Annotated in this window: 24 protein-coding genes; all 24 read right to left on the bottom strand. The window is 59.4% G+C overall.

Features of this window, described 5'->3' with window-relative positions:
* Positions 1–77: 77 nt before the first annotated feature.
* Positions 78–467 carry a 30S ribosomal protein S11 gene (gene rpsK / locus AC0VX3_RS13005; protein WP_153768601.1) on the bottom strand — a complete coding sequence of 130 codons (390 nt, stop codon included), beginning with the start codon at positions 465–467 and terminating at the stop codon, positions 78–80.
* 71 nt (positions 468–538) lie between these two features.
* Positions 539–907, bottom strand: coding sequence for a 30S ribosomal protein S13 (gene rpsM, locus AC0VX3_RS13000; RefSeq protein ID WP_342892622.1), 369 nt, complete (start codon positions 905–907; stop codon positions 539–541).
* Between the two features lie 177 nt (positions 908–1,084).
* Entirely contained in the window at positions 1,085–1,681 is a 597-nt protein-coding gene (locus AC0VX3_RS12995) for an adenylate kinase (RefSeq protein WP_475525042.1), read from the bottom strand.
* A complete protein-coding gene (gene secY / locus AC0VX3_RS12990) occupies positions 1,678–3,009 on the bottom strand; it encodes a preprotein translocase subunit SecY (protein ID WP_475525041.1) in 1,332 nt (443 codons plus the stop codon). The genes AC0VX3_RS12995 and secY overlap by 4 nt, the downstream gene beginning before the upstream one ends.
* A 50-nt stretch (positions 3,010–3,059) precedes the next feature.
* The gene (gene rplO / locus AC0VX3_RS12985; RefSeq protein ID WP_475525040.1) at positions 3,060–3,527 is read right to left on the bottom strand and encodes a 50S ribosomal protein L15; all 468 of its coding nucleotides are present in this window, start codon (positions 3,525–3,527) and stop codon (positions 3,060–3,062) included.
* A gap of 22 nt (positions 3,528–3,549) precedes the next feature.
* The gene (rpmD, locus tag AC0VX3_RS12980) at positions 3,550–3,747 is read right to left on the bottom strand and encodes a 50S ribosomal protein L30 (protein WP_342892490.1); all 198 of its coding nucleotides are present in this window, start codon (positions 3,745–3,747) and stop codon (positions 3,550–3,552) included.
* Positions 3,748–3,788: 41 nt separating this feature from the next.
* A complete protein-coding gene (gene rpsE / locus AC0VX3_RS12975; RefSeq protein WP_265962079.1) occupies positions 3,789–4,355 on the bottom strand; it encodes a 30S ribosomal protein S5 in 567 nt (188 codons plus the stop codon).
* 41 nt (positions 4,356–4,396) lie between these two features.
* The gene (gene rplR, locus AC0VX3_RS12970; RefSeq protein ID WP_342892489.1) at positions 4,397–4,759 is read right to left on the bottom strand and encodes a 50S ribosomal protein L18; all 363 of its coding nucleotides are present in this window, start codon (positions 4,757–4,759) and stop codon (positions 4,397–4,399) included.
* Between the two features lie 12 nt (positions 4,760–4,771).
* Complete coding sequence (gene rplF / locus AC0VX3_RS12965) at positions 4,772–5,305, bottom strand: 50S ribosomal protein L6 (RefSeq protein WP_342892488.1); 534 nt, start codon at positions 5,303–5,305, stop codon at positions 4,772–4,774.
* Between the two features lie 41 nt (positions 5,306–5,346).
* A complete protein-coding gene (gene rpsH, locus AC0VX3_RS12960; RefSeq protein ID WP_342892487.1) occupies positions 5,347–5,745 on the bottom strand; it encodes a 30S ribosomal protein S8 in 399 nt (132 codons plus the stop codon).
* Between the two features lie 12 nt (positions 5,746–5,757).
* Positions 5,758–6,063, bottom strand: coding sequence for a 30S ribosomal protein S14 (gene rpsN / locus AC0VX3_RS12955; RefSeq protein ID WP_342892486.1), 306 nt, complete (start codon positions 6,061–6,063; stop codon positions 5,758–5,760).
* Positions 6,064–6,084: 21 nt separating this feature from the next.
* Positions 6,085–6,642, bottom strand: coding sequence for a 50S ribosomal protein L5 (gene rplE, locus AC0VX3_RS12950; protein WP_342892485.1), 558 nt, complete (start codon positions 6,640–6,642; stop codon positions 6,085–6,087).
* Positions 6,635–6,952, bottom strand: a complete 318-nt coding sequence (gene rplX / locus AC0VX3_RS12945; protein WP_342892484.1) for a 50S ribosomal protein L24 — start codon at positions 6,950–6,952, stop codon at positions 6,635–6,637. The genes rplE and rplX overlap by 8 nt, the downstream gene beginning before the upstream one ends.
* Entirely contained in the window at positions 6,952–7,320 is a 369-nt protein-coding gene (rplN, locus tag AC0VX3_RS12940; protein ID WP_475525039.1) for a 50S ribosomal protein L14, read from the bottom strand. The genes rplX and rplN overlap by 1 nt, the downstream gene beginning before the upstream one ends.
* Before the next feature lie 68 nt (positions 7,321–7,388).
* Positions 7,389–7,619, bottom strand: a complete 231-nt coding sequence (gene rpsQ, locus AC0VX3_RS12935) for a 30S ribosomal protein S17 (RefSeq protein WP_342892483.1) — start codon at positions 7,617–7,619, stop codon at positions 7,389–7,391.
* Positions 7,620–7,629: 10 nt separating this feature from the next.
* Positions 7,630–7,830 (bottom strand): 50S ribosomal protein L29, encoded by a 201-nt coding sequence (gene rpmC / locus AC0VX3_RS12930; RefSeq protein WP_475525038.1) that lies wholly within the window; start codon positions 7,828–7,830, stop codon positions 7,630–7,632.
* A 21-nt stretch (positions 7,831–7,851) separates the two neighbouring features.
* A complete protein-coding gene (gene rplP / locus AC0VX3_RS12925) occupies positions 7,852–8,265 on the bottom strand; it encodes a 50S ribosomal protein L16 (RefSeq protein ID WP_006936446.1) in 414 nt (137 codons plus the stop codon).
* A gap of 47 nt (positions 8,266–8,312) precedes the next feature.
* Positions 8,313–9,041 (bottom strand): 30S ribosomal protein S3, encoded by a 729-nt coding sequence (gene rpsC / locus AC0VX3_RS12920; RefSeq protein ID WP_342892481.1) that lies wholly within the window; start codon positions 9,039–9,041, stop codon positions 8,313–8,315.
* The gene (gene rplV, locus AC0VX3_RS12915) at positions 9,041–9,421 is read right to left on the bottom strand and encodes a 50S ribosomal protein L22 (protein WP_342892480.1); all 381 of its coding nucleotides are present in this window, start codon (positions 9,419–9,421) and stop codon (positions 9,041–9,043) included. The genes rpsC and rplV overlap by 1 nt, the downstream gene beginning before the upstream one ends.
* A 2-nt stretch (positions 9,422–9,423) precedes the next feature.
* Positions 9,424–9,702: a 30S ribosomal protein S19 gene (gene rpsS / locus AC0VX3_RS12910; RefSeq protein WP_342892479.1), complete on the bottom strand. Its 279-nt coding sequence runs from the start codon at positions 9,700–9,702 to the stop codon at positions 9,424–9,426.
* 12 nt (positions 9,703–9,714) lie between these two features.
* Complete coding sequence (gene rplB, locus AC0VX3_RS12905; RefSeq protein ID WP_342892478.1) at positions 9,715–10,548, bottom strand: 50S ribosomal protein L2; 834 nt, start codon at positions 10,546–10,548, stop codon at positions 9,715–9,717.
* An 18-nt stretch (positions 10,549–10,566) separates the two neighbouring features.
* Complete coding sequence (locus AC0VX3_RS12900; RefSeq protein ID WP_342892477.1) at positions 10,567–10,860, bottom strand: 50S ribosomal protein L23; 294 nt, start codon at positions 10,858–10,860, stop codon at positions 10,567–10,569.
* Positions 10,857–11,477 (bottom strand): 50S ribosomal protein L4, encoded by a 621-nt coding sequence (gene rplD, locus AC0VX3_RS12895; RefSeq protein ID WP_342892476.1) that lies wholly within the window; start codon positions 11,475–11,477, stop codon positions 10,857–10,859. The genes AC0VX3_RS12900 and rplD overlap by 4 nt, the downstream gene beginning before the upstream one ends.
* Complete coding sequence (gene rplC / locus AC0VX3_RS12890) at positions 11,477–12,187, bottom strand: 50S ribosomal protein L3 (RefSeq protein ID WP_475525037.1); 711 nt, start codon at positions 12,185–12,187, stop codon at positions 11,477–11,479. The genes rplD and rplC overlap by 1 nt, the downstream gene beginning before the upstream one ends.
* Between the last annotated feature and the right edge of the window lie 2 nt (positions 12,188–12,189).

The following is a 12,189-nucleotide window of genomic DNA, read 5'->3' as shown; positions in this document are numbered from 1 at the left end:
CGGCTATCCCGCCCGGCCCATTCAAGCCGGGCAATTCCTTGCCATTTGGAGAAACAGGTACGTAAAGCTGGAAAGCCTTAGACGCGGCGACGCTTGCGCGGACGGCAGCCATTGTGCGGGATCGGCGTCACGTCGCGGATGGACGTGATGAGGAAACCGGCAGCCTGGAGCGCACGCAGCGCGGACTCACGACCCGAACCCGGACCACGGACTTCGACTTCGAGGGTGCGCATGCCATGCTCGGACGCTTTCTTCGCGGCATCTTCAGCGGCAACCTGCGCGGCATACGGCGTGGACTTTCGCGAGCCCTTGAAGCCGAGTGCGCCGGCGGACGACCATGAGATCGTGTTGCCCTGGGCATCGGTGATCGTGATCATGGTGTTGTTGAACGTGGAGTTCACATGCGCGACACCCGAAGAAATGTTCTTGCGTTCGCGGCGACGCACGCGCGTCGTTTCTTTAGCCATTCTTTAGTCCTTTTATTGATCTCGTCACTGCCGTAATGCCGGCAGCTCCACCACCAATCGCGGGTCGATGATTATTTCTTCTTGCCTGCGATCGGTTTCGCCGGACCCTTGCGGGTGCGGGCATTGGTATGCGTGCGCTGGCCGCGAACCGGAAGGCCGCGACGGTGACGCAGGCCGCGGTAACAGCCAAGGTCCATAAGACGTTTGATGTTCATCGCGGTGTCACGGCGAAGGTCACCTTCAACCATGTAGTCGCGGTCAATGGTCTCGCGGATGGACAGAACTTCCGAGTCGGAAAGTTCGTTCACACGGCGGGCAGCGTCGATATTGTTCTTTTCGACGATTTCCTGCGCGAACTTCGCACCGATACCATGAATGTACTGAAGCGCGATAACCACGCGCTTGTTCGTCGGGATGTTAACGCCAGCAATACGTGCCACGTTGGTCTCCATGTTGAGCGGCAGATGCACCATCCGGCCGCAGTGAATATGCCCGCGTCCGGTGGAGTCCGGCCCTTGCGGGTACGAAAATGCCGGGGCATGCCCGGCACAGAGAATGCCGGCCCCACTCAGGTGGAACCGGCGAAACTGTAAGGTAGAGCGCGTCGTTTAACGACTCTAAACCTTTTCGTCAAGTCCTTGCAGAACGGAATCTATGGACGCCTTGACGTCTTCGATAGACTGCATTCCGTCGATAACCGAAAGCAGGCCCGTCTTCTCGTAATACGGCACCACGACGGCGGTATCCCGATTGTATGCCTCGAGACGTTGCTTGAAGACTTCCGGGTCGTCGTCCTTGCGCACGGGTTGCCCCGAGGCCTTGGCCTCTTCCGCCCGCTTGATGATCCGGTCGACAAGCTTGGACTGGTCGACGCGCAGTTCAACAACCGCGTTCAGCTTCAGTCCGTTGGCAACAAGCATCTCGTCGAGCGCTTCCGCCTGCGCGAGCGTGCGCGGAAATCCGTCCAGGATGAAACCCGTTTTGGCATCATCCTCGGCAATCCGGTCCCGGATGATGCCGACCACGATCTCGTCCGAGACAAGACCGCCTAAATCCATGACTTCCTTGGCCTTGAGACCCACAGGGGTCTTGGCGGCGACCGCTGCCCGCAGCATGTCCCCGGTGGACAGCTGCGGAATTCCGTATTTCGTAACGAGGTGAGCGGCCTGTGTTCCCTTCCCCGCTCCTGGTGGTCCTACCAGAATGAGCCTCATCGACGTTTCCCCCTGAGCTTCGCTTTTTTCACCAGACCTTCATATTGGTGTGCAAGCAAGTGGCCCTGGATCTGCGACACAGTATCCATGGTAACACTCACCACAATCAACAATGAAGTGCCTCCGAAATAGAACGGAACGCCCGTCGCCGAAATGAGGAATTCGGGTAATAGACAAACGATGGTGATGTATATCGCACCGACCACTGTAATGCGTGTCAGCACATAGTCAATATACTGGGCTGTGCGCTCGCCCGGACGGATGCCCGGAATGAAGCCGCCATGCTTCTTCAGATTGTCCGCGGTGTCGCCCGGATTGAACACGATCGCGGTGTAGAAGAAACAGAAGAAGATGATCATCGCCGCATAGAAAATCATGAACAGCGGCTGGCCGTGACCGAGTGCCGCGGTGATGTAGGTCAGCCATTCATTGCCCGATCCCTGACCGAATCCGGACAATGTGGCCGGAACCAGCAGCAGCGAAGACGCGAAGATCGGCGGGATCACACCGGCCGTGTTGAGCTTCAGCGGCAGGAACGAGGTGTTGCCCTCGAACATGCGATTGCCCATCTGGCGCTTCGGATACTGGATCAGGAGCCGGCGCTGCGCCCGCTCCATGAACACGATGAACCCGATCACGGCCACAGCCAGGATGATCACGGCAAGGATGATCCAGGTCGCAAGCGATCCCTGTCGGCCAAGTTCGAGCGTCTGGATGACGGCCGAAGGCAGACCGGCGACGATACCGGCGAAGATGATCAGCGAGATGCCGTTGCCGATGCCGCGCGAGGTGATCTGTTCACCCAGCCACATCAGGAACATGGTGCCGCCGACAAGCGTGATCACAGTCGACGCACGGAAGAACCAGCCTGTCTCGGTGACGACATTGGCCGCCCCCTCGAGACCGACGGCGATGCCGTAAGCCTGGAAGGCAGCCAGTATCACGGTGCCGTAGCGGGTGTACTGGTTGATGACCTTGCGACCCTGCTCCCCTTCCTTCTTCATCTGCTCGAGCGACGGCACGACGGTCGTCATCAGCTGCATGATGATGGAAGCGGAAATATACGGCATGATGCCGAGGGCGAAGATCGCCATGCGCTCGACGGCACCGCCGGAGAACATGTTGAACATGCCGATGATGCCGGACTGGGCCTGGTTAAAGGCCTGCGCGAAGGCTTCCGGATTGATGCCGGGCAGCGGAATGTAAGTGCCCAGTCGATAAACCAAAAGCGCCCCCAGTGTGAACCAGATGCGCTTTTTGAGTTCTTCAGCCTTGGCGAAAGCTGAGAAATTGAGATTTGACGCCAGTTGCTCGGCGGCCGATGCCATGCCCTACTCCGCTCACATGCTTGCCCAGAAAATGGGTGAAACCCAGGCTGTTAAGCCTGGGCTCCGAGAACGGCAACCTTGCCGCCTGCTTTTTCAATCGCTTCGACTGCGCCCTTGGACGCGCCGGCGACTTCGAACGTTGCCGCCGAAGTGATCTCGCCGTTGGCGACGATACGCACGCCGTCACGGATCCGCTTGACCACACCGGCATCCTGCAGCGCCTTGACGGTAACCGTCTCGCTTGCATTCAGCTTGCCGGCATCGATCGCCTTTTGAACGCGGCCGATCGACACCGTGTTGTAGTCGTTCGCAAAGATGTTCGTGAAACCGCGCTTCGGCAGCCGGCGATGAAGCGGCATCTGACCGCCTTCAAAGCCTTTGATGGCAACACCGGAGCGGGATTTCTGACCTTTGACACCACGGCCACCGGTCTTGCCCTTGCCAGAGCCGATGCCGCGACCGACGCGGGTGCGGTCTTTCACGGCGCCTTCGTTGTCACGAAGTTCGTTGAGCTTCATGTCTTTTCTCCTCACCCCGACCTTATGCGTTGTCTTCGACGACGCGGACGAGATGCTGGACCTTGCTGATCATGCCGCGCACTTCGGGAGTGTCCTTCAGTGTGGAACGGCGGTGCATCTTATTCAGGCCGAGGCCGACAAGCGTCGCGCGCTGGTCCTTCGGACGGCGCAGCGGGCTGCCGGTCTGTTCGACCGTAACAGTCTTTTCGGTGTTCGCCATGGAACTTACCTTCTCTCAGCTGGGGACCGGAGCCGCCAAGGTCAAGCCTCGGCAGCAGCCGGAGCCGCTTCATCGGTGTTGTCACGACGCCGCGACTGCAAAACCGAGACCTTCAGGCCACGGCGGGCAGCGACGGAACGCGGGCTGTCTTCCTTGGTCAGCGCTGCGAATGTTGCGCGAACCATGTTGTAGGGGTTCGAAGTCCCCAGCGACTTGGCCACAACGTCCTGAACGCCGAGTGTTTCGAAAACGGCACGCATCGGGCCGCCTGCGATGATACCCGTACCTGCGGGAGCGGCACGCAGCAGCACCTTGCCGGCACCGTGACGGCCTTCCACATCGTGATGCAGGGTCCGGCCTTCACGCAGAGGCACACGAATCATCGTGCGCTTCGCAGCTTCCGTTGCCTTCCGGATGGCTTCCGGCACTTCCCGTGCCTTGCCATGACCGAAGCCGACCCGGCCCTTCTGATCACCAACCACTACCAGGGCGGCGAAGCCGAAACGACGGCCACCCTTGACCACCTTGGCAACGCGGTTGATGTGAACGAGCTTGTCGACGAATTCGCTGTCTCGCTCGTCGCGATCGCGATTATCCTGTCTCGCCATATTATCTGTCTTCCGTTCTTAAGAGCGCCAACGCGCGCTGGTCAGAATTCAAGTCCACCTTCGCGGGCCGCGTCAGCGAGCGCCTTGATGCGCCCATGAAACATGTACCCGCCCCGGTCGAACACGACCTGCTTGACGCCAGCGGCAACCGCGCGCTCGGCCACAAGCTTGCCAACGGCTGCAGCGGCAGCAACGTCGGCGCCTGTTTTCAGGCCGCCTTTGACATCGTTTTCGATCGTAGAGGCAGAGGCGATCGTATGCCCCTGCGCATCGTCGATGATCTGGGCATAGATCTGCTTCGACGACCGGAAGATAGAAAGGCGCGGACGACCGTTCGCGGCTTTCTTGATCGAACGGCGCACGCGATCGCGGCGGCGCTCGAAAGCTTGTTTGCTGTTCGCCATGATCCTGATCCGTTACTTCTTCTTGCCTTCTTTGCGAACGATGAATTCGTCCGCATAACGAACGCCTTTGCCCTTGTAGGGCTCCGGCGGGCGGAAATCCCGGATTTCAGCAGCAACCTGCCCGACACGCTGTTTGTCGGTGCCGGCGATGCTGATTTCCGTCGGTTTCGCGCACACGATGTCGATGCCTTCCGGGATCGGATAGACAACATCGTGGGAGAAACCGAGAGCCAGCTGAAGGTTCTTACCCTGGACCTGTGCGCGGTAACCGACACCGGTGATGGCAAGGTCTTTCTTGAAGCCTTCCGTCACCCCGGTGATCAGGTTCGACACCATGGTCCGGCTCATGCCCCACATGGAGCGGGCCGGCTTGGTGGTGTTGCGCGGATCAATCTTGATTCCGTCATCAGTCATTTCGGCCAGAACAAGATCATTGAGCACGAAGGACTTTTCACCCTTCGGACCCTTGATCGTAACCGTCTGACCGTCGATCGATGCCGTTACCCCGCTTGGCACGGGGACTGGCTTTTTGCCAATACGAGACATGTGACCAACCTTGTCGTTGTTTCAAAGGCGAGGCTGCCGCATCAGAAGACGCGGCAGAGAACCTCACCACCTACATTTTCATCCCGCGCCTGATGGTCGCTCATGACGCCGCGCGGGGTCGAGATGATCGACACGCCCAGGCCATTGGAGACATGCGGGATGTTACGCACCGAGGAGTACACCCGGCGGCCCGGCTTGGATACGCGCTCAATCGTGCGGATCACAGGCTCGCCGTCGAAATACTTCAGTTCGATTTCCAACTCGGACTTGCCGCCCTCGTATTCAACCGTGGTGTAGCCACGGATGTAACCCTCTTTGGCGAGCACATCAAGTACGTGCGCGCGCAATTTGGAATTTGGTGAATTGACCTTGTTCTTGCGACGCATCTGCGCGTTGCGAATCCGGGTCAGCATATCCCCCAACGGATCAGAAATTGCCATCGGAGTTTCTCCTTACCAGCTCGACTTGACCAGGCCCGGGATCTTGCCCAGGGAACCCAGTTCACGAAGCGCAATACGCGACATCCTCAACTTGCGGTAATAACCGCGCGGACGGCCGGACACTTCGCAACGGTTGCGAACGCGGTTCGGCGCGGAGTTCCGCGGCAGTTTCGCCAGTTTCAGACGGGCATTGTAGCGCTCTTCCAGGGTCAGGCTTTCGTCTTTAGCCATCGCCTTCAGAGCACCGCGCTTCTCTGCATATTTCTTGACAAGCTTCTCGCGGCGCTTGTTTTTCTCGATTGCGCTTTTCTTCGCCATCGTCGTTCCCTTCCTTGCCCGTTACTTCGTGAACGGGAAGTTGAACGCGCGCAGCAGCTCGCGCGCTTCGTCATCCGTCGGCGCCGTCGTGCAAACGATCACGTCCATGCCCCAGATCTGGTCGACCTTGTCGTACTCAATTTCCGGAAACACGATGTGTTCCTTGATGCCCATGGCGTAGTTGCCGCGACCGTCAAAGCTCTTCGGATTCAGGCCCCGGAAGTCACGCACGCGCGGCAGCGCGATGGTGATCAGACGGTCCATGAATTCGAACATCTGCTGGCGGCGCAGGGTCACCTTGACACCAAGCGGCATGCCCTCACGGACCTTGAAGGTCGCAATGGACTTTTTCGCCTTGGTGATGACCGGCTTCTGACCGGCAATTGCCGCCAGGTCTTCAGCTGCGATACGCGCCTTCTTGGAGTCGCTTACCGCCTCACCGACACCGATGTTGAGGACGATCTTTTCCAGCTGCGGAACCTGCATGACGTTCTTGTACTGGAACTTCTCGAGAAGCTGCTTGCGCACGACTTCATCGTAATGCGTCTTCAGACGCGGGACGTTTGTGGTCTCAGCCATCGATCAGGTCTCCCGAGCGCTTGGCCACACGGACCTTGGTACCATCGTCCTGCACCTTGAAGCCGACACGAGTCGCCTTGCCGTCGGTGGGATCGATCAGCGCGAGATTGGAAAGGTGGATCGGAGCTTCCTTGGCAACGATACCAGCTTCCTGGTTCTGCGACTGTTTCTGGTGGCGGCGGACCATGTTGATCCCGCGAACCAAGGCCTTGTTGTCGGCGGTCACCATCTGGATGACTTCGCCTGACTTGCCCTTGTCACGGCCGGTCAGTACGACCACCGTGTCGCCTTTTTTAATTTTCGCAGCCATCAGAGCACCTCCGGCGCGAGCGAAATGATCTTCATATGGTTCTTTGCGCGGAGTTCACGCGGCACTGGTCCGAAAATACGGGTGCCGACCGGCTCCTTGTTGTTGTTCACCAGCACGGCCGCATTGCGGTCGAACCGGATCACGCTGCCATCGGGACGGCGGATATCCTTAGCCGTGCGCACGACGACAGCCTTCATCACGTCGCCCTTTTTGACGCGCCCCCGCGGAATTGCCTCTTTGACGGACACGACAATGATGTCGCCGACCTTGGCATATTTACGCTTGGAGCCGCCGAGCACTTTGATGCACATGACACGACGCGCGCCGGAATTATCGGCGACGTTGAGGTTTGTTTGCATCTGAATCATGACTGGCTGCCTTGTTCTTCTATCGGCGCACGGGTCACGGGCGCCTGATGCTCACTCATGAACAGAGGTCACTGGGTGACCACGGTCCAACGTTTGTTTTTCGAAATCGGCGAGCACTCTTCAATCTGAACAGAGTCGCCGACCTTGTACTGGTTTGCTTCGTCATGCGCACGGTACTTCTTGGTCCGGCGCACAGTCTTCTTCAGCAGCGGGTGTGTAAAGCGACGCTCCACATTCACCGTTACCGTCTTGTCATTGGCGTCGCTGACAACGGTGCCCTGCAGGATACGCTTCGGCATGGCCGTCTCCTTACGCGTTCGCCGTCACACGCTTTTCGCGTATGATCGTCTGGATACGCGCGATGTCGCGGCGGATTTGCCGGACTCGCGCAGTGTTTTCAAGCTGACCCGTTGCCCTCTGGAAGCGCAGGTTGAACTGCTCTTTCTTCAGGCCCTCGAGCTCACTGCGGAGCTCGTCGGGGGTCTTGGCCCGTACATCGGTCGCCTTCATGGCTCTAACTCCTAGCGTGCCTTACTCGCCGATACGCTGAACGAAACGGCACTTGATCGGCAGCTTGGCGGCAGCAAGACGCATGGCTTCACGCGCAATGTCTTCCGGCACGCCGTCAATTTCAAACATGATCCGGCCTGGCTTGACGCGGCAAGCCCAATAGTCCGGAGAACCCTTACCCTTACCCATACGGACTTCAGCAGGTTTCGAAGAAACCGGCACGTCCGGGAAGATCCGGATCCAAACCCGACCCGCACGTTTCATGTGACGGGTCATAGCACGACGGGCCGCTTCGATCTGACGCGCCGTAACACGCTCCGGCTCCATAGCCTTCAGACCGAATGCGCCGAAGTTGAGGTCAGTGCCCCCCTTCGACAAGCCGTGAATGCGGCCTTTGTGCTGCTTGCGGAACTTTGTGCGCTTCGGTTGCAGCATCGTTCTTCTCTCGTCTTTCTGTTCTTACGAGCGGCAGGCAGCTTGAATTAAGCTGCGCGCTCGCGGCCCCGATCCCGGCGTCCGCCGCGATCACCCTGATGTCCTTCGGAAGCAGCGGTCGCACGGCGTTCGGACGCCATCGGGTCGTGCTCCAGAATTTCACCCTTGAAGATCCAGACCTTCACACCGCACACGCCGTAAGCCGTATGCGCGCTTGCCACACCGTAGTCGATGTCGGCACGAAGGGTATGAAGCGGCACGCGGCCTTCGCGGTACCATTCGATACGTGCGATTTCCGCGCCGCCGAGACGGCCGCCGCAGTTGATCCGAATGCCCTGGGCACCGAGACGCATGGCGGACTGGACAGCCCGCTTCATGGCACGGCGGAAGGCAACACGGCGCTCAAGCTGCTGAGCGATCGAAGCGGCAACCAGGGTCGCATCAACTTCCGGCTTGCGCACTTCAACGATGTTGAGATGCACTTCCGAATTGGTGATTTCGGCGATCTTCTTGCGAAGACGCTCGATGTCCGCACCCTTCTTGCCGATGACCACACCCGGACGACCGGAATGGATGGACACGCGGCACTTCTTGTGCGGACGCTCGATGACGACCTTGGACACAGCAGCCTGCTTGAGTTCCTTGAGAAGGAACTCACGGATGCGGAAATCCTCGTGCAGAAGATCACCGTATTCGTTCTTGTTCGCGAACCAGCGCGAATCCCAGGTGCGGTTGATCCCGAGGCGCATGCCGATCGGGTTTGTCTTGTGTCCCATCAGGCAGTCTCCTCAAGTTCACGCACAACGATGGTCAGGTTCGAGAAAGGTTTCTCGATCCGGCCGACACGTCCGCGTGCACGGGCCTGGAACCGCTTGATGACAAAAGCCTTGCCAACATGAGCTTCGGCAACCACGAGGTTGTCGATGTCCAGGTCATGATTGTTTTCCGCGTTTGCGACGGCTGACATCAAAGTCTTCTTGACGTCATCAGAAATACGCTTGCGGGAGAATGTCAGGTCCGCAATCGCGGATCCGACCTTTTTTCCGCGGATCGAAGCCGCAACGAGGTTCAGCTTGCGCGGCGAAACGCGCAGCATGCGGGTCATTGCCCGAGCCTCGTTGTCAGCGAGCGTCCGCTCACGCTTCGGCTTGCCCATCGTTACTTCCTCTTCGCCTTCTTGTCGGCGCCGTGTCCGTAATAGGTCCGGCTGGGCGAAAACTCGCCGAGCTTGTGACCGATCATGTCTTCAGACACCAGCACCGGAACGTGCTTTTGACCGTTGTAGACGCCGAAGGTCAAACCGACGAACTGCGGCAGGACGGTCGAGCGGCGGCTCCAGGTCTTGATGACCTCGTTCCGGCCGGACTCACGTACCTTGTCCGCTTTCTTCAGCAGATACCCGTCGACAAACGGACCTTTCCAGATCGAACGTGCCACGATCCTTGTCCTTTACTTCTTGCGCGCGTGACGGCTGCGGACGATATACTTATCGGTCTGCTTGTTGCGCCGCGTGCGCTTGCCTTTGGTCGGTTTACCCCAGGGAGTAACCGGATGACGTCCACCGGAAGTCCGGCCTTCACCACCGCCATGCGGGTGGTCGATCGGGTTCATGGCAACACCGCGTGTGTGCGGACGAATGCCAAGCCAGCGGGAACGGCCTGCCTTGCCGAGGTTCACATTGGAGTGGTCCGGGTTGGACACGGCGCCAATGGTGGCCATGCAGGTGCCGAGAACACGGCGCTGCTCGCCTGACATCAGGCGCAGAGTTGTGTAGCCCTGGTCGCGACCGACGATCTGGACGAACGCACCGGCAGAACGAGCGATCTGGGCGCCCTTGCCCGGCTTCAGCTCGATGTTGTGCACGATCGTACCGACCGGAATGCGTGACAGCGGCGCGGCATTGCCGGGCTTCACGTCGACGCTTTCACCAGCGACAACCGCGTCGCCGACAGCCAGGCGCTGCGGCGCCAGGATGTAGCTCAGCTCGCCGTCTTCGTAACGGATCAGAGCGATGAATGCGGTCCGGTTCGGATCGTATTCGAGACGCTCGACCGTTGCCGGCACATCCCACTTGCGACGCTTGAAGTCGACAAGACGGTAAGTCCGCTTGTGACCGCCACCGCGGTTCGGAGACGTCAGACGGCCGGTGTTGTTACGACCGCCGCTTTTGGACAGACCCTCGGTAAGGGTCTTGACCGGCTTGCCCTTCCACAGACCTGCGCGATCAACTTGAACAAGCTGACGGCGGCCTGGGGACGTTGGGTTGAATGTCTTGAGTGCCATTTTCTTAAAGTCCCCGCCTTAGAGCCCGGTGGTCACGTCGATGCCGTGACCTTCCTGCAGCGTTACGACGGCCTTCTTGAAGTCGGACTGACGGCCCAGACGTCCACGGAAGCGCTTGACCTTGCCCTTGCGGACCAGGGTGTTCACAGCCGTGACCTTGACACCGAACAACGCTTCGATTGCGGCCTTGATTTCCGGCTTCGTCGCATCATTTGCAACTTTGAAGACAACCTTGTTCTCTTCGGAAGCCATCGTCGACTTTTCGGTGATTACCGGGCCGACGATCTTGTCGTAGTGAGGAAGATTGCTCATTTGAAGCGCTCCTCGAGTGCCGACAGCGCTGCCTTGGTCAACACCAGGGTGTTGGCCCGCAGGATGTCGTAAACGTTGATGCCCTGAACCGGCAGCACATCCAGATGCGGAATGTTGCGTGAGGCCAGTGCGAAGTTTGTGTCAACCTCGGCGCCGTCGATCACCAGGGCACTTGTCAGTCCGAGCTTTTCGAGCTGGGCCTTGAGTGCCTTGGTCTTCGCTTCGGCTGCCTTGGCATCCTCGACAACAACGATGCTGTCCGCCCGGGCTTTCGCCGACAGGACATGCTTCAGGCCGAGGGCGCGAACCTTCTTGGGCAGCTCATGGCCATGATCGCGAACGACCGGACCGAATGCTCTGCCGCCACCGCGGAACTGCGGGGCCTTCTTGTTGCCGTGACGCGCGCCGCCGGAGCCTTTCTGACGGACGAATTTCTTCGTCGTGCCGGAAACTTCCGAACGGCCAAGCGTCTTGTGGGTGCCGGCCTGGCGTTTCGCCAGCTGCCAGCGCACCACACGGTGGATCAAATCGGTGCGCGGCTCGAGACCGAAGATCTCGTCAGACACCGTGATCGAACCGGCCGCCCCACCTGCGAGGGTCTTGACCTGGAGTTCCATCACTCACTCTCCTTCCCGGCGGCCGCAGTCGCTTCGGATGCCTTGAATGCACCCGGAACCGGAACGTTTTCCGGCAGCGCCTTTTTGATCGCGTCGCGGACCTGGATCCAGCCGCCCTTGGCGCCCGGAACAGAGCCCTCGACCATGATCAGGCCACGCTCAACATCAGTGCGCACAACCTTGAGGTTCTGCGTGGTCACGCGGGCATCGCCCATGTGACCGGCCATCTTCTTGCCCTTGAACACACGGCCCGGGTCCTGACACTGACCGGTTGAACCGTGTGCACGGTGCGAGACCGAGTTACCGTGCGTCGCACGGCCACCACCGAAGTTGTGACGCTTCATCGCACCGGCAAAACCCTTACCGATGGATGTACCCGTCACGTCGACGAACTGGCCCTCGACGTAGTGATCGGCGGTCAGCTCTGAGCCGACGTCGATCAGGTTGTCCGCGGTGACGCGGAATTCAACCACGGTCCGCTTCGGCTCGACCTTTGCAACGGCAAAGTGGCCGCGCAACGCCTTCGGCGTGTTTTTGACTTTACGGGTACCGGCACCGAGTTGCAGTGCAGTGTAACCATTTTTTTCGTCAGTCCGGTGGGCTACCACCTGGCAATTTTCCAGCCGCAGAACGGTGACCGGAACATGCTCGCCTGCATCATTATAGATGCGGGTCATGCCCACTTTCTGAGCGATCACTCCAGAACGCATGG

The sequence above is a fragment of the Roseibium sp. QJM3NY_11 genome, from assembly GCF_056173175.1.
This window is presented reverse-complemented; position numbering and strand designations above follow the sequence as displayed.